At 71.9% G+C, this 22975-nt stretch carries 20 protein-coding genes; 4 read left to right on the forward strand and 16 right to left on the reverse strand.

Going from position 1 to position 22975, the window contains the following annotated elements; genetic code table 11:
* Positions 1–58 precede the first annotated feature (58 nt).
* Together ACP93_RS00685 and ACP93_RS00690 are read left to right on the forward strand one after the other, a co-directional pair.
* Complete coding sequence (locus tag ACP93_RS00685; protein WP_048488943.1) at positions 59–751, forward strand: MtnX-like HAD-IB family phosphatase; 693 nt, start codon at positions 59–61, stop codon at positions 749–751.
* A 122-nt stretch (positions 752–873) separates the two neighbouring features.
* Complete coding sequence (locus tag ACP93_RS00690) at positions 874–2229, forward strand: aspartate aminotransferase family protein (protein WP_198526533.1); 1356 nt, start codon at positions 874–876, stop codon at positions 2227–2229.
* Positions 2230–2294: 65 nt separating this feature from the next.
* Here ACP93_RS00690 and ACP93_RS00695 read toward each other — a convergent pair whose 3' ends face one another.
* A complete protein-coding gene (locus ACP93_RS00695) occupies positions 2295–3533 on the reverse strand; it encodes a beta-ketoacyl-[acyl-carrier-protein] synthase family protein (protein ID WP_048488945.1) in 1239 nt (412 codons plus the stop codon).
* Between the two features lie 6 nt (positions 3534–3539).
* Positions 3540–3815, reverse strand: coding sequence for an acyl carrier protein (locus tag ACP93_RS00700; RefSeq protein ID WP_048488946.1), 276 nt, complete (start codon positions 3813–3815; stop codon positions 3540–3542).
* Positions 3816–3927: 112 nt separating this feature from the next.
* Between ACP93_RS00700 and ACP93_RS00705 the strand changes: the two genes are divergently transcribed.
* Positions 3928–4995 carry a GNAT family N-acetyltransferase gene (locus ACP93_RS00705; protein WP_048488947.1) on the forward strand — a complete coding sequence of 356 codons (1068 nt, stop codon included), beginning with the start codon at positions 3928–3930 and terminating at the stop codon, positions 4993–4995.
* A 1-nt stretch (position 4996) separates the two neighbouring features.
* Entirely contained in the window at positions 4997–5875 is an 879-nt protein-coding gene (locus ACP93_RS00710; RefSeq protein WP_082143330.1) for an arginase family protein, read from the forward strand.
* A gap of 241 nt (positions 5876–6116) precedes the next feature.
* On the opposite strand, the gene ACP93_RS00715 is transcribed toward ACP93_RS00710, so the two are convergent.
* The 14 genes from ACP93_RS00715 to ptsP all read right to left on the reverse strand — a co-directional run bounded on the left by ACP93_RS00715 (position 6117) and on the right by ptsP (position 22851).
* On the reverse strand, positions 6117–7370 hold the full coding sequence (locus ACP93_RS00715; RefSeq protein WP_048488949.1) for a DegT/DnrJ/EryC1/StrS family aminotransferase: 1254 nt from the start codon (positions 7368–7370) through the stop codon (positions 6117–6119).
* Positions 7360–7758: a DMT family transporter gene (locus ACP93_RS00720; protein ID WP_019802414.1), complete on the reverse strand. Its 399-nt coding sequence runs from the start codon at positions 7756–7758 to the stop codon at positions 7360–7362. The genes ACP93_RS00715 and ACP93_RS00720 overlap by 11 nt, the downstream gene beginning before the upstream one ends.
* The gene (locus ACP93_RS00725) at positions 7755–8117 is read right to left on the reverse strand and encodes an EamA family transporter (RefSeq protein ID WP_048488950.1); all 363 of its coding nucleotides are present in this window, start codon (positions 8115–8117) and stop codon (positions 7755–7757) included. The genes ACP93_RS00720 and ACP93_RS00725 overlap by 4 nt, the downstream gene beginning before the upstream one ends.
* The gene (locus ACP93_RS00730) at positions 8117–8944 is read right to left on the reverse strand and encodes an alpha/beta hydrolase (protein ID WP_048488951.1); all 828 of its coding nucleotides are present in this window, start codon (positions 8942–8944) and stop codon (positions 8117–8119) included. Before ACP93_RS00730 ends, ACP93_RS00725 begins: the two co-directional genes overlap by 1 nt.
* A 92-nt stretch (positions 8945–9036) precedes the next feature.
* Complete coding sequence (locus ACP93_RS00735; protein ID WP_048488952.1) at positions 9037–9936, reverse strand: HlyD family secretion protein; 900 nt, start codon at positions 9934–9936, stop codon at positions 9037–9039.
* Positions 9933–10697: an ABC transporter ATP-binding protein gene (locus tag ACP93_RS00740; RefSeq protein WP_048488953.1), complete on the reverse strand. Its 765-nt coding sequence runs from the start codon at positions 10695–10697 to the stop codon at positions 9933–9935. Before ACP93_RS00740 ends, ACP93_RS00735 begins: the two co-directional genes overlap by 4 nt.
* Complete coding sequence (locus ACP93_RS00745; protein ID WP_048488954.1) at positions 10694–11827, reverse strand: ABC transporter permease; 1134 nt, start codon at positions 11825–11827, stop codon at positions 10694–10696. The genes ACP93_RS00740 and ACP93_RS00745 overlap by 4 nt, the downstream gene beginning before the upstream one ends.
* The gene (locus ACP93_RS00750; protein ID WP_048488955.1) at positions 11827–13251 is read right to left on the reverse strand and encodes an efflux transporter outer membrane subunit; all 1425 of its coding nucleotides are present in this window, start codon (positions 13249–13251) and stop codon (positions 11827–11829) included. The genes ACP93_RS00745 and ACP93_RS00750 overlap by 1 nt, the downstream gene beginning before the upstream one ends.
* Complete coding sequence (locus tag ACP93_RS00755; RefSeq protein ID WP_048488956.1) at positions 13248–14669, reverse strand: sensor histidine kinase; 1422 nt, start codon at positions 14667–14669, stop codon at positions 13248–13250. Before ACP93_RS00755 ends, ACP93_RS00750 begins: the two co-directional genes overlap by 4 nt.
* Positions 14666–15373, reverse strand: coding sequence for a response regulator (locus ACP93_RS00760; RefSeq protein WP_048488957.1), 708 nt, complete (start codon positions 15371–15373; stop codon positions 14666–14668). The genes ACP93_RS00755 and ACP93_RS00760 overlap by 4 nt, the downstream gene beginning before the upstream one ends.
* 867 nt (positions 15374–16240) lie before the next feature.
* Positions 16241–17509: a carbohydrate porin gene (locus ACP93_RS00765; protein WP_048488958.1), complete on the reverse strand. Its 1269-nt coding sequence runs from the start codon at positions 17507–17509 to the stop codon at positions 16241–16243.
* Positions 17510–17601: 92 nt separating this feature from the next.
* A complete protein-coding gene (locus ACP93_RS00770; RefSeq protein ID WP_048488959.1) occupies positions 17602–19332 on the reverse strand; it encodes a PTS fructose transporter subunit IIC in 1731 nt (576 codons plus the stop codon).
* 55 nt (positions 19333–19387) lie between these two features.
* Positions 19388–20341: a 1-phosphofructokinase gene (pfkB, locus tag ACP93_RS00775; RefSeq protein WP_048488960.1), complete on the reverse strand. Its 954-nt coding sequence runs from the start codon at positions 20339–20341 to the stop codon at positions 19388–19390.
* A complete protein-coding gene (ptsP, locus tag ACP93_RS00780; protein ID WP_048488961.1) occupies positions 20338–22851 on the reverse strand; it encodes a phosphoenolpyruvate--protein phosphotransferase in 2514 nt (837 codons plus the stop codon). The genes pfkB and ptsP overlap by 4 nt, the downstream gene beginning before the upstream one ends.
* Between the last annotated feature and the right edge of the window lie 124 nt (positions 22852–22975).

Below are 22975 nucleotides of genomic sequence, written 5' to 3' on the forward strand. Positions count from 1 at the left end.
GAAAGGAGTGCGAAAGACAGCGTGCCTAGGCTCTGCCCCCATCAGCCGGAGAGCCACCTTGCGCGCCCAATGGAACATCCTTTGCGATTTTGACGGTACCGTTTCCCTGCAGGACGTGACCGACAGCCTGCTCGAGCACCTCGGGCGTCCCGGTTGGCAGGAACTGGAAGACGACTGGGTCGCTGGTCGGATCGGGGCCCGCGAGTGCATGAGCAAGCAGGTGGCGCTGCTCGACGGCGACGTCGATGCGTTGCACCGGGTGCTCGATGCGGTGCGGATCGATCCGGCCTTCGTGCGCTTCGTGGCGCTGGCCGAGCGCCTGGGCATCCCGCTGAGCATCGTCAGCGACGGCCTCGACTACGGCATCGCCCGGATCCTGGCCCGCCACGGCCTGCACCATCTGCCGATCATCGCCAACCGCCTGCTGCGTACCGACGCGGGCGAATGGCGCATGGCCTCGCCGCATGCGCGGCCGGACTGCCCCAGCGGCACCTGCAAGTGCGCGGTGATGGCGCAACAGCCGCCCGAGCGCGCCACCTTGCTGATCGGCGACGGCCGCTCCGATTTCTGCCTGGCCGGCAAGGCCGACCTGGTGTTCGCCAAGGACGGGCTGCTGCGCCATTGCCGCGCCAACGGGATCGCCCATTGCGCGATCACCGGTTTCGACGACGCCATCGCCCTGCTGCCCGACCTGGCCACGCCGGCGACCGCCCCCGTGTCCTTCCCGCTTCCTGTCACCCAACGAGCCTGATCCCGATGAACCGGAATGTCCCGCTTTCCTCGCTCGCACCGCTGCATGGCGATGCCGCGCCCGATCCGGAGGCGCTGCTGCGCACCGGCGCCGACCACCAGCGCGCGCTGAGCGATGCGCAGATGCTGGCCGACGAGTCCCAATACTGCTCCTACGGCGACACCGTGCACTACAGCGAGCCGCCGCGCATCTTCGGCCGCTGCGACGGCAGCTACCTGTACGACACCGAGGAAGTGCCGTACCTGGACCTGCAGATGTGGTACTCGGCGGTCAACTTCGGCTACGCCAATCCGCGCCTGAACCAGGCGCTGACCCGCCAGATCGAGACGCTGCCGCAGGTCGCCAGCCAGTACCTGCACCCGACCAAGATCGAACTGGCCAAGACCATCGCGGTCGACGCCGAGCGCAAGTGGGGCCGCAAGGGCCGCGTGCACTTCAACGTCGGCGGCGCGCAGTCGGTGGAAGACTCGCTGAAGCTGGTGCGCAACGCCAGCGCCGGCAAGAGCCTGGTGTTCGCCTTCGAAGGCGGCTACCACGGCCGTACCCTCGGTGCCTCGGCGATCACCTCGTCGTACCGCTACCGCCGTCGCTTCGGTCATTTCGACCGCGCCCAGTTCATCGAATTCCCGTACCACTTCCGCGGCCCTAAGGGCATGTCCAAGGAAGAGTACGGCGAGCAGTGCGTGGCCAAGTTCGAGCGCCTGTTCGAGACCGAGTACAACGGCGTGTGGGATCCCAAGGCCGGGCAGTGCGAATACGCGGCGTTCTACGTCGAGCCGATCCAGGGCACCGGCGGCTACGTGATCCCGCCGCCGAACTTCTTCACCGGCCTGAAGCGGGTGCTGGACAAGTACGGCATCCTGATGGTGGTCGACGAGATCCAGATGGGCTTCTTCCGCACCGGCAAGCTGTGGGCGATCGAGCATTTCGGCGTGACCCCGGACGTGCTGGTGTTCGGCAAGGCGCTGACCAACGGCCTGAACCCGCTGGCCGGCATCTGGGCGCGCGAGGAGCTGATCAACCCGACCGTGTTCCCGCCGGGTTCGACCCACTCCACCTTCGCCTCCAACCCGCTGGGCACCGCGGTCGGACTGGAGACCATGCGCATGCTGGCCGAGACCGACTACGAGTCGATGGTGATGGCCAAGGGCGCGCACTTCCTCGACGGCCTGCGCGACCTGCAGAAGCGTCACCCGGAAATCGGCGACGTCGACGGTCTGGGCCTGGCCCTGCGCGCGGAGATCTGCCAGGCGGACGGCTTCACGCCGAACCGCAAGCTGCTCGACACCATGGTCGACATGGGCCTGGAAGGCGAGCTGCGCCACAACGGCAAGCGCATCGGCCTGATCCTGGACGTGGGCGGTTACTACAAGAACGTGATCACGCTGGCGCCGTCGCTGCACATCAGCCACGAAGAGATCGACCTTGGCCTGTCCTTGCTGGACCAGTTGCTGACCCGCGCCAAGCAGGTCGCATGAGCCGGGCGGGAGACGACGCGCGCATATCGCGTTGCCTCCCGCCGTTGTTTGCGGCGGCGGGCGCTTCAGCCCGCCGCGCGCAGCGCGATCACCGCATTGAGTCCGCCGAAGGCGAAGGAATTGCTCAGCACCGCCTGCACGTGGCGGGCGCGCGCCTGGTTGGGCACGTAGTCCAGATCGCATTCCGGATCGGCATCGAGGAAATTGGCCGTGGGCGGGACCACCTGCTCGCGCAGCGCGCCGATCGCCGCCACCAGTTCCAACGCGCCGGCCGCGCCGAGCGCATGGCCGTGCACCGCCTTGGTCGAACTGACCGCCAACGCCTCGGCGTGCGCGCCGAACACCTGCCGCAGCGCCTGGGTTTCGCAGCGGTCGTTGGCCTGGGTGCCGGTGCCGTGGGCGTTGATGTAGTCGATCTGTTCCGGCGCCAGGCCGGCGTCCTGCAGCGCCAGGCGCATCGCCGTGGCGGCGCCGTCGATGCTCGGCGCGACGATGTCGCCGGCATCGGAGCTCATGCCGAATCCCGCCAGTTCCGCCAGCGGCCGCGCGCCGCGGGCGGCGGCGTGCTCGGCGCTTTCCAACACGAACATCCCCGCGCCTTCGCCCAGCACCAGACCGCTGCGCTGCGCGCAGAACGGCCGGCAGGTGTCGTCGCTGACCACCCGCATCGCTTCCCAGGCGCGGACCAGCGCCAGGCTCAGGCAGGCTTCGCTGCCGCCGGCGATGGCCACGTCGGCCAGGCCATGGCGGACCATCAGCGCGGCCTGGGCGAACGCGTGGTTGGCCGAGGCGCAGGCGCTGGACACGGCGAAGGCCGGGCCGCGCAGGCCGAAGGCGATGCTGATCTGGCTGGCCGGGGCATTGGCCATGCTGCGCACGATGGTCAGCGGATGCAGGCGCTCTGCCTGGTCGCGGTACAGCCGGCGCGATTGTTCGTCGCGGCTGAGTTCGGCGCCGACGCCGGTGCCGACCACCACCGCGCAGCGCGCGCCGAGCGCGGCATCGCCGTGCGGCAGGCCGGACTGGGCGATCGCCTCGCGGGCGGCGACCAGGGCCATCTGGGTCATGCGATCGAGCTGGCCGGGGGCGATGCCGCCTGTCTGCGTGGCGTCCGGGGCGAACCCTTGCAGGGTCGCGGCCACGCGCATCTTCAGGGTGCTGAGCGGATCGGGCGAGGGCAGGGCGGCGATGCCGCTGCGGCCCTCGCGCATCGCGCTCCACAGCGCCTCGGCGCCGAGGCCGAGCGCGCTGACCGCGCCCATGCCGGTGACGACGACGCGCCGCGCGTGCGGAGAGGCGCCCATGGTGCGTCAGTGCGCCGGTTGCGCCGCGCTGGCCGCCGCCTTGGCCGCCAGCGCGTCCTCGACCGCCTGCACCAGCTTGCCGAGCGAGCCGTCGTCCAGGTTCGGGTCGCGCTGCGGGAAGGTGATGTCGAAATGCTCTTCGATGTCGAACAGGATTTCGATGGCCTCGAGCGAATCCACGCCCAGGTCCTGCAGCTTGGCATCGGGGGTCAGGCGTGCCGGGTCGATCTCGCCATGCTTGGCGACGATGCTGTGGATTTGCGACTCGATGGACGGGGTCATGGCAGTGCTCCGCGAAATGAAGGGCCACCGTGCGGCACCCGCCGCCGGTGGATCGCACGCTGCGGCCTGGGCCGCAGCATCCATTCTCCACGCTAGACGATCAATCTTGCAGATGCCTTTCGTCAACCAACTCGAGCCTCAGGCCTTGCAGCGGCAGTTCCTGCAGCACCCGCCCGCCGGTTTCCTGATCCAGCCCCTGGAGCACGGGGTGCCGGCCTTCGAGGCCGATTTCGACCTGCTCACCACGGCCGAGCCGGCGCTGCGCGCGAAGGTCGCGCGGCTGCCGCTGCAGCGCCTGTGGCAGCGCTTGCTGCGGCCGCGCACCAGTTTCGTCGGCAGTACCGTCAGCGAATACGCCTGGCTGCCGCGCGCGGCCGACCCGGCGCAGTTGCCGCGGCAGTGGCGCGCGCAACTGGGCCGGCGCCGCGCGCTGATGATCGTCAAGGACGTGCCGCAGCGCTCGCCGCTGCTCGATGACACCGACAACGCCTGGGCGCAGGCGTTCCTGGACGCCTGCGAGCGCAATGGCTACGTCCTGTTGCGCGGGCAGGCGCTGGCCTGGGTGCCGATCGATTTCGCCTCCACCGACGAATACCTGGCGCGGCTCTCGCGCGGGCGCCGCCGCAACATCCGCCGCAAGCTGCGCTCGCGCGCCAACCTGGAGATCGAGGTGCTGCCGACCGGCCCGGCCTTCGCCGATGCGGCGCTGCGCGCGCACTGCTATGCGCTGTACCAGGAGGTGTATGCGCAGAGCGAGATCCATTTCGACCTGCTCACCGCGCCGTTCTTCGATGCGCTGCTGACCGACGCCGACTCGAACGGGCAGGTGTTCGTGTACCGGCACCAGGGCCGCATCATCGGCTGGAACCTGTGCTACGTGCACGAAGGCCGGCTGCTCGACAAGTACATCGGCTTGCATTACCCGGATGCGCGCGACCACAACCTGTACGCGCTGAGCTGGATCGAGAACCTCGATTACGCCTGCCGCCACGGCCTGACCGCCTACGTCGCCGGCTGGACCGATCCGGAAGTGAAGGCCCAGCTCGGCGCCAGCTTCACCTACACCTGGCATGCGGTGTACCTGCGCAATCCACTGCTGCGCGCCGTGCTGCGCCGATTGCGGTCGCTGTTCGAATCCGACGACGTCGGGCCGGCGGCCGATGCCGCCGAGGAGGACTGAGATGCGCACCCCGGTCCTGCTCGATCTCGATGATTCGCTGGGCGCAGTGCCCGACGCCGTGCGCCTGCCGTTGCGCAAGTGGTGCGATGGCCTGCGCTTCGCCTGCTCGATGGCGCGGCTGCGCCGTTTCGGCGCGGCGCTGGAGCAGGCGCTGCCGGCGCAGTACGGCACCGTGCTGCTGGGCAGCGGCGATTTCCATCACCTGAGCCTGCCGCTGATCGTGCGCCTGGCACAGCGCGCGCAGGCGCCGTTGCGGGTGGTGGTGTTCGACAACCACCCGGACAACATGCGCTTCCCGTTCGGGGTGCATTGCGGCTCGTGGGTGCGACGCGTCGCCGCGCTGCCGCAGGTGGCGCAGGTCGAGGTGGCCGGCATCACCTCCGGCGACGTCGGCCCCGGCCATGCCTGGGAAAACCATCTGCTGCCGCTGTACCGCGGCAAGCTGCGCTACTGGTGCAGCGGCGTGGACGTGGGCTGGGCGCGGCGGCTGGGCCTGGGCCAGGCGGTGCGCGGCTTCGACAGCGTGAGCACGCTGAGCGATGCCTTCGTCGAGCACCTGCGGCGCACGCCGATGCCGACCTATCTGTCGCTGGACAAGGACGTGCTGGATCCGCAGGACGTGCGCACCAACTGGGACCAGGGCCACCTGCGCGTGCCGCAGTTGCTGCAGGCGATCGAGGCGCTGCGCGGCCAGGTGTGCGGCAGCGACATCACCGGCGAAGTCTCGCTGGCACATTACCCGCAGTGGTGGAAGCGCAAGCTGGCGGCGCTGGATGCGCAACCCGAGCCGTCGCCGGCGGATCTGTCGGCGTGGCAGGCGCAGCAGCACGCGTTGAACCTGCGGCTGCTGGCGGCGCTGGACGCGGCCACTGTGGATTGATCTGGCCGATGCCAAGGCAGCGCCTCGCAGGCGCTGCCGCAGCGACGAGCGCCGGGATGCCTGCGTCGCGCGGTTCGCTTGCGCGGGCGACGGCAGTGCAGGTTGTCCCGCAGGAGCGGCTTTAGCCGCGACGGGCATTACCGGTAACGCCCGTCGCGGCTAAAGCCGCTCCTACGGGATGCTTCCGTCGTGATCAGCGGCGCGCTTTCCGCGCGACGCGATGCTCGCAAATGGTGCCCTGTCAGACGCTCGGCGCAGCGGCGTGCACCAGGTCGAGGTCCAGCGGCGCAGGCCCGACCGCGGCGGCGCAGGCCGCCTGCAGCGTGGCCACGATGGTCTCGAAGCGCGCCTCGTCCAGCCACGGACTGTTGCTGATGCTCAGGCAGCGCGCGGCGAAGTCGCTGGCGTTGGGCATCGGCGTGCGCTCGACGATGCCGTCCAGGTAATCGTAGCCGGGCAGGGCATGCACGAACGGCACCGCCACGCCGAGTCCGCGCGGCCACAGCGTCGCCAGCACCGATTCGCGCGCAGCCGCGTCGGGCAGCAGCACCATCAGGATCGGCCAACTGCCCTGGGCACCGGGCGTATCGGCGATCACGGTCAGGCCGGGGATGCTGGCCAGGCGCGCGCTGCGGCGCCGGCCCTGCTCGCGGATCTGGGCAAGAAATGCCGGCCAGCGCGCGCTGGCGCGCACGCCGACGCCTTCGCGCCAGGCGCCGACCGCGTGCTGGGCGATGGCCGTGCCGAAGCGGTCGCCGGCCGCGCCCACGCGGTCGCCGCGGCGCAGTGCGCGGCGGACCGGCGCGCCATACGCCCAGCGCAGCGGCTGCGGCCGATACAGCGCGGCGTAGCCGAGCAGCTCCAGGCTGCGGCGCAGTTCCCAGCGCCAGTCGCGCTGGCCCAGGCGCGCGGCGGTGTCGGCCAGGCTGCGCTGCAGCGGCGCGTGCCGCGACATCAGCAGGCCGCCTTCGTAGAGGGTCAGGCCCTTGCCGGCGGCCAGGCTGCAGAAGCCGATGTCGCCGCCCAGGCCGGCCGGGCGGCCGTCGGGGTGCACGCCGCCCAGCGCCTGTGCGGCGTCCTCGATCAGCAGCGCGCCGCAGCCTTCGGCGGCGCGGCGCAGCGGCGCCAGGTCGATCAGACGCCCGCCGAGATGGGTGGCGATGATCGCCAGGGTGTCGCTGCCGCAGCGTTGCGCCAGCTGCACCGGGTCCAGTTCCAGCGAGCCGGGCAGCAGATCGCACAGCACCAGTTGCAGGCCGCAGTGCGCCACCGCCAGTGCCACCAGCGGGCAGGTGTAGGCCGACACCAGCACCTGCCGGCGCCGGTTGGCCGCGGTCAGGGTGCGCAGGGCCACGATCAGCGCCGCGGTGCCGGAGCAGGTCAGCAGTGCCTGCGGCAGGCCGACCGCGCTGGCCAGGCGGGTGCGCGCGCGGCCGGGCCACAGGTCGCGCCACTGCAACGGCAGGCCGGCGGTCGGCGGAATCTCAATGCGCATCGGCGGGATCCGCGCGTTCGCCCATCGCCAGGCAGACGATGCCGCCGACGATCAGCGCCGCGCCCAGCGCCTGCAGGACGCCGATGTGTTCGTTGAACCACCAGGCCGACAGCAGCATCACGCTGACCACCTCCAGGTGCGAGGCAGCAAAGGCCGGGCCGATCGGGGCGTGCTCGAGCAACTTCATCCAGGTGAAGAACGCACCGATGTAGCCGAGCAGCGCGGCGTACAGCCACGGGCTGCCGAGCAGGCGCAGCACCCAGGCCAGTTCGGCCTGCGGCGGGAAGGCGTGGGTGCCGGCCAGCTTGAAGCCGATCTGCGCCAGGGTGTCGAAGCTCAGCAGCAGGGCAAAGCCCACCGCGTAGCGATGCAGCGGCGGCCGGCTCACGAGCCCAACCCCACCACGGCCACGCCGGCGCTGACCAGGCAGATGCCGGCCACCTGCATGCGCCCGAGGCGTTCGCCGAACAGCCAGCGCCCGGCCAGCATGATCGCCACGATGTTGATCGAACCCAACAGCACGCCGCGGCCCAGCGGCACCAGCGACAGGAACGCGGTCCAGGCGAGGAATTCGAACACGTAGCAGGCCACGCCGGCCCACAAGTACGGCTGCCGGGCCATGTTCTGCCAGCGCGCCATGCCCGTGCCCTGCGGGCGGCTGGCGACGTACTTGAAGGCCAACTGGCCGGCGGTGTCCAGCGCCACCGTCGCCAGCCAGATTCCGACCACCGTGCCGCTCATCGCCATCAGGCAGCCGCCTGCTGCGGGGGGGCGAGGGCGGCGAAGAACTGCGCCAGGCGCGCGCCGAGCACGCGCCGTTCGCGGTCCAGGGTGATCATGTGGTAGCTGTCGTGCAGCAGCAGCAGTTCCGTCGGCCCGGAGACGTTGGCGATCACCAGCCGCGCGTTGCTCAGGTCGGCGATGTCGTCCTCGGCCGCGTGCGCGACCAGGCACGGCGCGACCACCTTGGGCAGGTTGCGGCGCACGTCGCGCGAGAGCAGGTACATCTCGGCCAGCGCATGCCACGGATTGCCGGGCAGGCCGGCGGCGCTGCTGTCGCCACCGAGCATGGCGCTGCTGACCTGGGCGCGGATGCGCTCGTCGCGCAGGCCGTACGGCGGCTCTTCCAGGAACATGCGGCGCTTGCCGATGCCCAGGCGCTTGAACCACGGCAGCAGGAACGCCAGGCGTGCGCGCTTGGGGATGTTCCAGCCGTCGTAGCGGAAGGTGGCGCCGAGCACGCCGACCCCGTCCACCCACTGCGGACGCTCCTGCGCCAGGCGCAGCGCCAGCAGCGCGCCCATCGACAGCCCGGCCACGAACAGCCGGTCGACCTGCGGGCGCATGCGCTCGGCGGCGGCCTCGACGCTGGCGTACCAGTCGCGCCAGCTGGTGGCCAGCAGGTCGTCCTCGTCGCCGCAGTGGCCGGCCAGCTGCACGCCGTGCACGCTGAAGCCTTCCCGGTTCAGACTCTTGCCGAGCAGGCGCATCTCGCTGGGCGTGCCGGTCAGGCCATGGATCAGCAGCACGCCGTTGCGGCCGCCTTCGAAGTGGAACTCGGCAGATTGGATCATCGGAATGGGCGCGGCTGCGCAGTCTAGGTCATCCGTGCAGGGTCGCCGCCGCGCGTTTCAGCAGCCTTTCGCCGCGGTGGCGGCGTGCAGGCTCAGCGCTTGGCCGCGGCCGGGTTGCGGAAGCGTACCAGCACGCGCTGGCCCAGGCGCAGGGTGGAGGGCTGGGTGAAGGCCAGCACGCAGGCCACGCTGCGGTCGTTGCCGGCGGGCGTGGCGTCGTCGTGCAGCTGGGTGGGGCCGTAGGCCGGCGCCAGCCAGCGCACCACCGCCTCGCCGAGCACGGTCTGGCGGCCATCGTCGCTGATGACCTCGGCGGCCATGCCCGGGGTCACGCTGCCGGCATAGCTTTCGTTCAATTCGACGCGGACCAGGCGCGGCGCGTCCGGCAGCAGGGTCAGCAGCGGCGCGTTGGCCTCGCTGCGCGCGCCGACCGCGGCCGACAGCTGCAGCACGCGCCCGGCCACCGGCGCCTGCAGCCGGTATTGCGCGCGCTGCAACTCGGCCGCGCGCACCTGCGCCTCGGCCAGGGCCGCATCGCTGCGCGCGGTGTCCAGCGCGTCGACCAGGCCCTGCACCGCGTCGCTGGCGTCGTCGGCGCTCTGCCCGTCGCCGGCGCCCAAGCGTGCGGCCTCGGCCAGCCGCCGTTGCTTCTGCTGGGCGCTTTGCAGGCGTTGCTGCAGTTGTTTCAGGTGGGTGGTCGCGGCCTGCGCGCGGGTGCGGGCGATGTCCAGGTCGACCGCGGCGGCGCGGTCGTCGCCGGCGATCAGCAAGGCGCCTTTTTGCACCGCGTCGCCCTCGTGCACCGGCACCTCGCGCAGGGTCGCGGCGACCGGCAGGCCGAGCTTGAGCACGCCGCCTTCCACATCGATGCGGCCGCGCGCCACCGCCAGGTAGGCCGGGGTGGCGGCCGGCGCCGGGGCCGGCGTGCGGTCCGAGGGCGCGCATGCGGCCAGCAGCAGGCTCAGCAGGGGCGCGGCGGCGAACGCTTTCATGGTGCGGGATTCCGTGAGGGCAGGGGCGAGGGCGGCGCATTCACGCGGCGGTCGTCGAGGATGCGGCCGTCCTCCATCGACAGCACGCGGTCGGCGTGGCGGATCAGGCGCGGGTCGTGACTCACGCACAGCACCATGGTGTTGTGGCGGCGCGCGATGCGGTGCAGCAGGTCGATCACGATCTGGCCGTTGCCGGCGTCCAGCGCGCTGGTCGGTTCGTCGGCGAACAGCAGCGCCGGGTGCTTGGCCAGCGCGCGGGCGATCGCCACGCGCTGCTTCTCGCCGCCGGACAGTTCGGCCGGGCGCAGGTGCTGGCGGTGGGCGATGCCGACTTCGGCCAGCGCCTCTTCGGCACGGCTGCGCACCTCGGCCGGCGCCAGGCCCATGTACTGCAGCGGCAGCCGCACCTGGTCCAGCGCGCACAGCGCCGGGAACAGGTTGAAACCCTGGAAGATGAAGCCGGTGTGGCGCAGGCGGAACTGTTCCAGCGCGGTGGCGCCGAGCGCGCCCAGCTCCTCGCCCAGCGCCAGTACCTGGCCGGCGTCGGCACGCTGCAGGCCGCTGAGGATCGACAGCAGCGTGCTCTTGCCGCAGCCGGACGGGCCCGAGATCAGGGTCAGTTCGCCCGGCCACACCTGCAGTTCCACGTCGCGCAGCACCGGCGTGCGCAGGCTGCCGGAGACGAAGCTCTTGCACAGCCCGCTGCCGCAGAGGGTGGCGGCGGCCGGGTGCAGCGCGGCGGGGGCGACGATCCGGCTCATCGCAGCAGCAACGCCGGATCGGCGCGGCGCAGCCCGCGCAGCGCGGCCAGCGCCGAGACCACGGTCAGCAGCATCACCGCGCACACGCACAGGCCCCAGCCGCTGGCGTTGAACGCCACCGGCACGTCGTGCGCGCGGGCCAGCGCGACCAGCGCCGCGCCCAGCGCGCTGGCGCCGATCAGGCCCAGCGCGCCGACCCACGCGGCCTGTTCCAGCACCACCCAGCGCAGATTGCGCATGCTCACGCCCAGCGCGTTGAGCGTGGCGTACTCGCGCGCCGCACCGAGCACGGTGCCGAGCAAGGTCTGGCTGGTGATGGCCACGCCGACCAGCAGCACGATGCCGCCGAGGAACAGCACGCCGGAGCCGGCGCCGGTGTCGAACATCCAGAACAGGATGCTGCGCCGGGCGAAATCGTCCGCGCTCCAGGCTTCCACGCGCGGCCGCGCGACCGCGCCGTCGATCGCCTGCGCCACCGCCTGCGGGTCGGTGCCGGGACGCAGCCTGGCCACCATGTAGGTCGGCCAGTCCGGGTGTGCGGTATCGCTGTTGAGCGCGCGCGCGGTGTCCAGCGAGGCCAGCACGTTGACCCCGCCCAGCGCGCGCAGGCCGCGGCCGACCCCGATCACCCGCACGCGGTGGCCATTGATGCGCGCGCTGCTGCCGACGCCGACGCCGAGCTTGTCCAGTTCCGCGCGGTCCACCACCACGGTGTCCGGTTCGCGCAGTGCCGCGCGCAGGGCCGGGCTGAGCAGACGGGAGAACATCAGCCCGCCGTCGCGGGTGTCGATGCCGGAGATGTAGACCGACACCGCGCCGGTGTCGCCGGGGCCGCGCCAGTCGCCGTCGAACCAGAGGAACGGCTCGACCTGCGCCACCCGCGGGTCCAGGTACAGCGGCGCGGCCGCGTCCGGATCGATGGCGCGGCCCTGGTCCACGCTCTGCGTGCCGGGATAGCCCAGCCACAGGTCGGCGTCGGAGCCGGACACGTAGACGCTGGCGCTGCCGAAGATGCCCAGCACCAGCGCGGTCTGCAGCAGCAGCAACAGGCTGGCGAAGCCCACCGATACCACCACCGGCAGGAAGCGTCGCCACTCGTAGCGCAGGGTCTGGCGGGCCAGCGCGACCATCAGGGTTGCGCGCCTTGGTGTTCGGTGCCGGTGTCGGGAATCGGCGCGGTGGCGCTGCCCAGTGCGGTGTGCAGGGCGACGTAGGCCAGGTCGCGCTGGCGCTGCGCTTCCAGCAGTTCCAGGGCGGCCTGGTCGCGCGCGGCCTGCTGCGTGGCCACGTCCAGGTCGCTGCCCAAGCCCAGCCGCCGGCGCTGCTGCGCGACGTCGCTGGCCTGCTGTTGTGCCTGCAGCACTTGCTGCTGGGTCTCGACGTTGCGCCGCTGCTGTTCCAGTGCGGTCAGGGCGTCCTCGACCTCGTTGACCGCCGCCAGCACGGTCTGCCGGTAGGCCAGGGTCGCCGCTTCCAGCAGATCGCCGCGCGCCTTGGCCTTGGCATGGCGGATGCCCCAGTCGAACAGCGGGATGTCGATCACCGGGCCGAACGAGGCGATGCCGTGGGTGGCGGTGCGGCGGTGGCTCAGCAGGGTGGTGGACCAACGGATCGAACCGCCCAGGCCGATGCTGCCGTACTGATCGGCGCGGGCCAGGTCCAGCGCGCCGGCGGCGCTCAGCACCTCGGCCTCGCGCGTGGCGATGTCCGGGCGCCGGCGCAGCAGATCGGCCGGGACGCTGTCGACCGCCGCGATCTGCAGCGTCGTCGGCGCGGCGCTGGCCGCGGCCGCGCTCCACGCCGGGTCGGGCGCGCTGCGGCCCAGTAGCAGGGCCAGGCGCCGCGCGGCCGCGGCGGCGGCCTCGCGTGGTTCGTTCATGGCGCTTTGCGCCTGCAGCGCGGCGGCTTGCGCCTGCGTCGCGGAGGCCGGGGTGGCTAGGTGCAGGTCGACCAGCGCCGCCTGCAGGGTCGCCTGGCGCTGGCGTGCGGCGACCACGTCCTGCTGTAGCCGCTCGGCCTGCTGCGCGTGGCGCAGGTCGATCCAGTTGCGGGTCACCTCGGCGATGGTCGCCGCGCGCACCTGCGCCAGGTCGGCCTGGGCGTTGTCCAGATCGCCGCGCGCCATGCGCCGGGTCGCCTCGCCGCGGCCGAACAGCGGCAGCTCCCATTCCGAGTCGAGCCCGACCACCAAGAACGAGGCGCTGGCGTCGGGGTCGATCGGGTCGAGGGTGCGCGCGCGCAACTGCGGGCGCTGCGAGGCGCCGGCCACCGCATCCAGGCGTCGCGCCGCCCGCAGCTTGGCCAGTGCCTGGCCGACGTTGAGGTCCTCGCGCAGCGCCTGCGCGACCAGCGCGTCGAGCTGCGGATCATGGAAGTCCTGCCACCAGGCCGTGCCGGGCGGGCGGGCGACCGCGGCCTGCGGCGTCGGGCTGCTCCAGTGCGCCGGCAACGATTGCTGCGGCAGGTCGGGCATCGGCGTGCTGGCGCAGCCGGCCAGCGCGCACGCGGCGGCCAGCGCCAGCAGGCTGGCCGGGCGAAAGCGGACGCGGGTCATGCCTGCGGCTCCGCGCCGGCCGGCAGGTCCAGTTCCGCGCGCAAGCCGCCCAGCGCCGAACGCCGGTAGCGCAGCGTGGCGTGGTGGCGCGCGGCGATGTTGGCGACGATCGCCAGGCCCAGGCCGGTGCCGCCCTCGGGCGCGTCCGGGGCACGGAAGAAGCGCTCTCCCAGGCGCGGCAGCAGGGCCTCGTCGATGCCGTTGCCGGCGTCGTCCACGGCCAGGCGCACGGCCTGCGGATCGCGCCGCAGGCTGACCGTGACCACGCGGCCGGCGGCATGGCGGAAGGCGTTGTCCAGCAGGTTGTCGAGCAGTTCGCGCAGCGCATAGGTGTCGGCGGCCACCCAGGCGGGCGCGTCGTCGTCGCCGGCGTCGTAGCCCAGGTCCACGCCGGCGTGCAGCGCATCGGGGATGCGGTCGGACAGGGCCTGCGGCAGCCATTGCGCCAGGTCCAGCGGCAGCAGCTCGCGGATGCTCTCGCGCGGCGCCTGGGTACGGGTCAGCGCCAGCAGCTGGGTGGAGGTGCGGGTGGCGCGGTCGGTCAACTGGCGGATGTGCTGCAGTGCCTGCGCGGTGTCCTCCGGGCGCTGGCTGGCCTGGGCGCGTTGCACGTGCATGCTCAGCCCGGCCAGCGGCGTGCGCAGCTGGTGCGCGGCGTCGGCGAGGAAGCGCTCCTGCAGCGCCATCATGTGCTTGAGGCGGCCGAGCAGGCCGTCGATGGCCTGGGTCAGCGGCAGGATCTCCACCGGGATGTCCGGGCCAGACACCGGGCTGAGGTCGCGCTGGCTGTCGTCGAGCCGGCGCACCGCCGGCTCCAGCATGCGCAGGCCGACCCGCACGCCGTGCCAGACCAGCACCAGCAGGGAACAGGTGAGCAGCAGTTCGGTCGGCAGCATCAGCACCAGGATCTCGCGGGCGCGGCGATGGCGGTCGTCCAGGGTCTCGGCCACCGACACGGTGAGCCAGTCGCCCGGCTCCAGCGCCGAGGGCAGCAACAGGCTGGCCACGCGCACCGGCACGCCGTTGTCCATGTGGTCGTCGTACAGCATCACCCGGCCGATCTCGGCTGGATCCGGATGCGCGGGAATCGGCTGGGTGCTGCCGCTGATCACCCCGTGGCGGCGGCTGTCCAGCTTGAAGAACACCCGGCCGTCGCTGCTGTATTCCAGCAGTTGCCGCGCCTGCAGGGTCAGCGGCATGCGCTCGCCAGGGTCGTTGACCGCGTTGGCCAGGCCCTGGGTGTCCTCCTTCAGGTCCATGTCGTGGACGTGATTGGTGTACTTGAGCATCAACAGGTAGAACAGCGCCGACACCACCAGCATCAGCAGCATGGTCGGAATCAGCAGGAACGCCAGCAGTCGCTGGCGCAGGCTGGGATGGCGGTATGCCGGCGACTGCGCGGCCGCGGTCGCGCTCACTGCGGGATCTGTGCGTGGTCGGCGGCCGGTGAGGCGGCGCGCGACTCCTCCAGCAGATAGCCCAGGCCGCGGATGGTACGGATACCGACGCCGGCGCCATGCAGCTTGCGCCGCAGGCGGTGCATGGAAATGTCCAGCCCGTTGTCGGTGATTTCGTGTTGCCAGTCGCACAGCGCCTCGGTCAGCTGGCTGCGGCTGACCACGCGCCCGCTGCGTAGCAACAGGGTCTCCAGCAGCGCGAACTCGCGTGCGGTCAGGTCCAGGGGCTGGTCCTGCAGCCACACCCGGCGCCCGGCCAGGTTGATGCGCAGTTGCCCCAGCACCAGTTCCGGCACGCCGCCGCTGCTGGTGCGGCGCAGGAGCGCGCGGGTGCGGGCGAGGAACTCGGACAGTTCGAAGGGCTTGATCAGGTAGTCGTCGGCACCCTGGTCGAGCGCGCGGATGCGGTCTTCCACCGCGTCGCGTGCGGTCACCACCAGGACCGGGATCTCGTCGCGGCGCGCCCGCAGGCGCTGCAGCACCTGCAGCCCGTCGCGGCGCGGCAGGCCCAGGTCCAGAACCAACAGTTGATAGCTTTCGCTACCGAGTGCGCGTTCGGCGGCGGCACCGTCGCTGACATGGTCCACCACGTGGCCGCACTCGGCGAGCGAGTCGCGCAATGCAACGGCAATGGACGTATCGTCTTCGGCGACCAGGATGCGCATGACGCGAAATGCTTGCAACGGGGATGTGGGAAAACCGTCGTAATCGGCGGCGGCGAAGTCACTACGTTCACATAAGTCGATGTAGCTTCGATGGAGCCTGCATGCAGATTGTGCGATGGGGTGATGATGATTGTCACCCATGACATCTTTTGCACGGTTTCCTGGCCCGACCTCCGCCGGGTAGGGAAAATCCTATAAGAAGGCGCGGCATCCGCCGATCCTCACAGCCCCGCGGCGCCGGCATCATGCATACGCCGGCAACGTCACCGCTCCCGCGCCAGGGAGACGGGTTCGCACGGAATCGAACGGATCTCGATTCGCCGGCCACTTTTTCGCCCCCGCAGGCGCCGACGGACCGGCGCATGGTCACTGCGATCGGAATCACAGGGAAGGAAACGCAGAAGGCCCCGGCATGCCGGGGCCTTCTGCGTTCAGTGCTTGCTGCGATGGCGTGCGGTGGTCGATGGCTGGCGTGCGGCCGCTGTCCGCGCCTGCCGTCGGCGGCTTTTGGGGTCGGTTGCGCGATCGGCCAGCCGTGGGCGTGGCGCATCTGCCGCCGCCATGCTCGCTCGACCTGGCTGGCGACGGCGCGGTGTTCCGTGCCTTTGTCGACCCAGGCGAACCGGGTCGTGCCTTATGGGCAGGTGCGGCCTGGCGTCAGGTCCGCATGCGTTGGCGCCAGTTCCCAGCTGTCAGCCGCCGGCGGACCAGCGGCGACATGGCGGGCAAACGTCGCCGGCCGGACTTCAGGCGGGTCCTCGGCAAACCATCGCGTTCGCCGACATACTCGCCTCAGCCGGCCCGATCACCGCAGCCGCCGCACCCGCTTCGGCGAATCCCCCATCCCGGCTCCCGAATCCCGGCCCCTCAGAGCGCCCAGTCCAGTCGCAACCCGGCCACCAGGGCATTGGGCAGGTCGCGGGTGCGCGCCGGTTCGTTGAACTGGTCCGGGTGCACGATGTAGTGCAGGTTCGGGGCGATGCGCAGCTGCGGGGTCACCTGGATGCCGTAGCTCAGTTCCATCATGGTCTGCGAACGGTGCGGGGTGCCGCTGCCGCCGGCCGCGGCGCGGGCCAGGCGCAGGTCTTCCAGGGCGTCGTCGCTGTAGTGCTGCTGGGTGACGACGAAGGCGATGTTGTCCTGCGGGCGGCTGGCGAAGGTGCCGCGCTGGACCAGGCCCAGTTCCAGGAAATGGTCTTCGATCAATTGCCCGGAGGTGCCCTTGAGCACCGAGCCGAACAGCACCAGGCCGCGGTTGCTGTCCGGGTCGGGGCGGGTGACCTGCTGTTCGAAGCGGACGAACGCGCCGGAGCGGCCGTTGCGGGTGGCGTAGTCCAGCCCGCTCAGCCGCGCCGGGTTGCCGTTGCGGTCGTTGAGCGGGTCGCGGTAGTCGGAGTTGTCCTGCCAGCCGCCGATCTCGTACATCGCCGGCAGGCGCGCGCCGCTGGCCTGGGTGGTGTAGCCGATCGCGTAGGGCACGATCACCCCGGTGCGGTCGTTGGTGCTCCAGTTCAGGCCGTGCTGGCCGCGTTCGGCCTGAATCGGGTTGACCTCGTAGGCGCCGACGTGGAAGTAGACGTTCGGGGTCACCCAGGCCTTGGCGTGCGCGGCCCAGCTCGACACCGGCCAATAGGTGAAGTTGCTGGTGCGGAACACGAAGGTCGGGTTGCCGCAGGCCGAGTTGCCCTGGAAGTAGCCGCACAGCTCCGAGCCCAGGAAGTGGATGTTGGCCACGCTGCGGCCGGCCTCCAGCTCCAGGCGGTCGTCGAACAGCTTCTGGTCGATGGTGAAATTGGCCAGGCGGGTGCCCTGGCCGCCGTAGATTTCCTGCACCGAGGTGCTGTTGCCGATGTTGCCGTTGGCCAGGTTGGTGCCGTGGCGATTGATGCCGTAGACCTTCAGCGTGGCGCCGTTCCAGCCCATCAGCCTTTGCAGGTCCACGTCGGTGCCGAACATCAGCTGCCCGGCGTAGGCGCTGCCCTCATGCTTGCCGCCGTCCAGCGACACGGCGCCTTCGCCGGTGTAGGCGAGCTTGAGCTTGAATGCGTCGCTGGCGTCCTGGGCGTGGGCCAGCGGTGCGGCGAGCGCCAGCGCCAGGGTGGCCAGGGGCAGGGACGAGATGAGTGGACGGGACATGGCGGAACTCCTCAGCAGGAAAAGGCCGGCGCGCCGCCAGCGGCGACGGGGGAGGGGCATCGCCTGGGCGACGCGCCGGCGCATGGACGGGATCAGGCGGCGACCGGTTTCTTCAGCACCCGCAGCGCCACGGCGGTGACCAAGGTGCCGGCGAGCAGCGCCACCAGGTACATGCCCAGGTGGCTGACCGCATTGGGGATCGGCAGCACGAACACGCCGCCGTGCGGCACTTTCAGCTCGGCGCCGGCGGCCATCGAGATCGCGCCGGCCAGCGCCGAGCCGAGCATCAGCGCCGGGATGGTGCGCAGCGGGTCGCGCGCGGCGTAGGGGATCGCGCCTTCGGTGACGAAGGCCAGGCCGAGCACGCCGGTGGCGGCGCTGCTGCCGCGCTCGTCCTGGGTGAAGCGGCTGCGGAACACCCATGTGGCCAGGGCGATGCCCAGTGGCGGGGTCATGCCGGCGACCATCGCTGCGGCCATCGGCGTGTACACCTGGCTGGCGATCAGGCCGGTGGAGAAGGCATAGGCGGCCTTGTTGACCGGCCCGCCCATGTCGAAGGCCATCATCGCGCCCAGCAGCAGGCCCAGCAGCACCGCGCTGCTGCCCTGCATGCCGCGCAGCCATTCGGTGAGCCAGGCCAGCAGCTCGGCCACCGGCTGGCCGACCACGTACAGCAGCGCCAGGCCGACCAGCAGGGTGCCCAGCACCGGCAGGATCAGCACCGGCTTCAGGCCTTCCAGGGTGCGCGGCAGCTTGATCGCCCGGTTCAGTGCGGCCACGCCGTAGCCGGCGATGAAGCCCGCGAGGATGCCGCCGATGAAGCCGGCGCCGAGGTTGGCCGCGACCATGCCGCCGATCATGCCCGGGGCGATGCCGGGGCGGTCGGCGATGGAGTAGGCGATGTAGCCGGCCAGGGCGGGCACCATCAGGGTGAAGCCGGCCTTGGCGCCGATCTGGAACAGCGACCAGGCCAGGGTGCCCTTGTGCGCGTCGTCGAAGGCGTAGATGCCGCCGAGCGCGAACGCCAGCGCGATCAGCAGGCCGCCGGCGGTGACGAAGGGCAGCATGAACGACACGCCGGTCATCAGGTGCTTGTACGGGCCGGCGGAGCGGCCGCCCTGGGCCTTGGCCGGGGCGCTGCCGCCGTTGCCGGCGGCGTGCACGCCGGCCTCGGCCAGGGCCTTGCGGATCAGTGCCGGGCCGTCGTTGATCGCCGGCTTGGTGCCGCTCTTGAACAGGCGCTTGCCGCCGAAGCGGCCCAGGTCGACCTCGCGGTCGGCGGCGATCAGCACCAGGTCGGCGGCGGCGATCTCCTCGGCGCTGAGCGCGTCCTGCGCGCCGACCGAGCCCTGGGTTTCCACCCGGATCTGGTGGCCCAGCAGCCTGGCCGCCTGCTGCAGGCCCTCGGCGGCCATGAAGGTGTGGGCGATGCCGGTGGGGCAGGAGGTGATGGCGACGATGCGCTTGCCGGCGTCCTGGGTGTTGCCGGCAGCGGCCGGAACACTGGCAGCGGTCGCCGCGGCGCCCGCCAGCAGCGGCGCCAGCACCGCGCCGGCATCGGCCAGCACCGCGTCCAGGCTGCTGCGCTGCACGCTGCGCCCGCCGAAGCGGGCGGCATCGGCCTCGCCATCGCCGACCAGCAGCAGCGGCGCGGTGGCGGAGGCCGCGGCCAGGTCCAGCGGCGCGATCACGCCCTGCGGCGCGCGCACCTCGGCCTGCAGGACGGCGCCCCGCAGCGTGGCGGCATGGCGCAGCGCCTCGGCGGCGAGGACGGCTTCGGTACTGCGATCGCCGGCGGCGATCACCACGAGGATCGGATTCATGCGGGCTCCCGATGAGCGCAAGAGGACGCGGCGCGGCAGGGCGACGCGGCGGAGGTCATGACAGGGTCTCGATGCGGACGGCGGCGGCCAGGTCCGGCAGGCGCTCGCGCGGCAGGCGGCGGGCGACGCCGCTGCCCAGCGTGGCCACGGCGAAGGCAGTGGCCTGTCGCGCGCAGGTCGCCAGGTCGGCGTCGGCGCGCAATGCCGCGACCAGGCCGGCGACCATCGCATCGCCGGCGCCGACGCTGCTGCCGCCGGTCAGCTGCGGCGGCTGTGCCAGCAACGCCTGCTCGCCGCGCACGAACAGCGCGCCGTCGCTGCCCAGCGACACCACGGCCAGGCCGATGCCGCGCGCCAGCAGCGCGCGTGCGGCGCCGAGCAGGTCGGCGGTGGTGGCGAGCGGCGCGCCGGCCCATTCCTCCAGTTCGTGGCGGTTGGGCTTGATTGCGAACGGCAGTTGCGCGCGTGGCGCGTCCAGGGCGGCGTGCAGCGGCGCGCCGCTGGTGTCCAGCAGCACCCGCGCGCCGGCCGCGGCGGCCTGCGCCTGCAGGTGTCGCCAGGTGTCCTCGGCCAGGCCGGCCGGCAGGCTGCCGCTGAGCACCACCGGCAGGCCGGGGCGCAGCACCTCGGCCAGGCGCGCGCCGATGCTGTCGAGCTGGGCCTGATCCAGCGCCAGGCCGGGCAGGTTGATGTCGGTGGTGGCGCCGCTGTCGGCGGCGACCAGTTTGAGATTGCTGCGGGTGTCGCCGGGCACGCGCAGGCAACGGTCGTCGATGCCGCGTTCGGCGAACAGCGTTTCGAACACCGGCGCATTGCCGGCGCCGAGCACGCCGAGCGCGGCGCAGCGCAGGCCGGCATCGGCCAGGCAGGCGGCGACGTTGATGCCCTTGCCGCCGGCGATGGCGTGGGCGCTGCGCGCGCGGTGCACCTGGCCCGGCTGCAGCCGGTCGATCGCCACAGTCAGGTCGATCGCCGGGTTCAGGGTGACGGTGACGGCATCGATGCTCATGCGCCGGCTCCGCCGTCGAGCGCGCGTACGTCCGCCGCGCTCTCGCAATCCAGCGCGCGCTGCGCCAGCGCCTGCAGCGCGTCCAGGCGGCTGCCGCGCAGGCGCGCCTTCACTGCGGGGATGTCGTTGGGGGTCATCGACAGCTCGTGCACGCCCAGCCCGGCCAGCAGCGCTGCGCCGAACGCATCGCCGGCCAGGCCGCCGCACACGCCGACCCAGCGGCCGTGGCGCGCCGCGCCCTCGACGGTGGTGCGGATCAGGCGCAGCACGGCCGGGTGCAGGCTGTCGGCCTCGGCGGCCAGGTCCGGGTTCTGCCGGTCGATGGCCAGGGTGTACTGGGTCAGGTCGTTGGTGCCGATCGAGAAGAAATCCGCGTGTTTGGCCAGCGCATCGGCCTGGATCGCCGCCGCCGGCACTTCGATCATGATGCCCAGCGGCACCTCCGGCGCCTGCAGCTCGGCGCGCAGGCGCTCGCATTCGGCGCGCAGCGTCAGCAGTTCCGCCGCCGAGGTGATCATCGGGAACATGATCGCCAGGCGCGCGCCATCCTTGGCCGCGCGGTACAGCGCGCGCAGCTGCGGTTGCAGCAGGTCGGCGCGGCGCAGCAGCAGGCGCGCGCCGCGCACGCCCAGGAACGGGTTGTCCTCGCGCGGCAGGTTCAGGTGTGCGACCTGCTTGTCGCCGCCGATGTCCAGCGCGCGCACGATCAGCGCGCGGCCGTCCAGCGCCTGCGCCATCGCGGTGTAGGTGGCGTACTGCTCGTCTTCGCTGGGCGTGCTGCCGCGCTCCAGGAACAGGAATTCGGTGCGCATCAGGCCCACGCTCTCGGCGCCTTGCGCCAGCGCCGTGGCGACCTGCTCGGGCAGGTTGACGTTGGCGCCGATCTCAAGGCGGTGGCCGTCCTCGGTCTGCGCCGGCTGGTTGCGCTGCTCGGCCTCGCGCGCGCGCAGCTGTTGCTGTTGGTCGATGTAGGCGCGGGCCGAGGCCAGGTCGGCGTCCGATGGCGCCAGGTACAGGCGGCCGCTGCTGCCGTCGACGATGACGGTGGCGCCATCCTCCAGGTCCAGCAGGTCGGCACCGCCGGCGACCAGCGCCGGCAGGCCGAGGGTGCGCGAGAGGATCGCGGTGTGCGAGGTCGGCCCGCCCACCGCGGTGGCCAGGCCGAGCACGCGACCGGTATCGAGGTTGGCGGTGTCCGACGGCGACAGGTCGTGGGCGAGCAGGATGCACGGGGCGGCCGGCAACTGCGCCAGGCTGCCGCCGGCCAGGCTCGGATCCAGCTGCGCCAGCACCCGCCGGCCGACGTCGCGCAGGTCGCTGGCGCGGCCGGCGAGCACCGCATTGCCCAGCGCCGAGAGCTTGTTGGCCAGGCGCTCGACCGACTGCTGCCAGGACCAGGCGACGCCGTGGCCCTCGACCATCAGCTGGCAGGCCAGGGTGATCAGATCGGTGTCGTTGAGCAGTTCGGCCTGGGCGCGGAAGATCGCCGCATCGCCCGCGCCGAGCCGGCGCCGGGTGTCCTCTTCGATCGCCTGCAATTGCGTGCGGGTGCGCTGCAGGGCGTCGTGCAGCAAGGCGCCGCCGTCGCTCAGCGGCACCGGCGTGTCCGCCACCGCGACGTCGTGACCGGCCAGCTTGTGCACCACGCCGATTGCCAGGCCGGGGCTGGCGCCGATGCCGACGATGGCCGGCTGCGCCTGCGGCGGGATCCAGCCGGCGACCGGCGCGGCACGGCGCTGCGCGGCGGCCTCGGCGTCGGCCTGCTCCTGTGCGGTCAGGCCGTCGATCACGCTGCGCAGCCGCGCCAGCGCCGCGGCGGCGTCCTGGCCCTCGGCCGAGATGGTCACGGTGTCGCCGGCGTGCAGGCCCAACTGCAGCAGCGACACCAGGTTCTTGGCGTCGCCGACCTGGTCGCCGGCACGCACCTGGATGCGGGCGGCGAAGCCGCGCGCGGTTTCCACCCAGCGTGTGGCCGGGCGCGCATGCAGGCCGGTGGGGTAGCGCACGGTCCAGTCGAAGCGCTCGGCCAGATCGCTGGCCGGCGCGGTGGGCGCGGCCGGGGCCGCATCCTCGCTGAGCGCGGCGACGATCGCCTGCGGATCGTCGCTGGCGAACAGCGCCTCCAGCCGCGGCGGGTCCTGGATCAAGCGGGTCAGCCGCCGCAACACGGCGATGTGGGTATCGGACTGGGCGGCGATGGCGACCACCAGGCGCGTGGTCTGGCCCGGGTTCCACTCCACGCCGTCGCGCAGCTGCAGCACCGCGATGCCGTCGCGGCGCACCAGGTGGCGGTCTTCGCCGGTGCAGTGCGGGATCGCCACGCCGTGGCCCAGGAAGGTGTTGGCCAGTGCTTCGCGGCGCAGCATGCTGGCCTCGTAGGCCGGCGGCACGCAGCCGGCGGCGAACAGCAACTGCGCCGCCTGGGCGATCGCGTCGGCCTTGTCGCGGACCTGGACATCGACCCGGACCAGGTCGCTGGAAACCAGGAGAGGGGAGGGCGTCTGGGACACGCGGAATCCTTGGGGTGGGCGGCAAGTGGGCGCAGTGTGGGAACGTTCCCAGTGAATCGTCAATGTGCAGTGCACAAATCCGTCGGAAAAGCCTGGTGTTACTATCTCGAAACGCCAGGCGACA

Origin of the sequence: Xanthomonas sp. NCPPB 1128 (genome assembly GCF_001043115.1) — a bacterium.
Taxonomy (GTDB): Bacteria; Pseudomonadota; Gammaproteobacteria; order Xanthomonadales; family Xanthomonadaceae; genus Xanthomonas_A.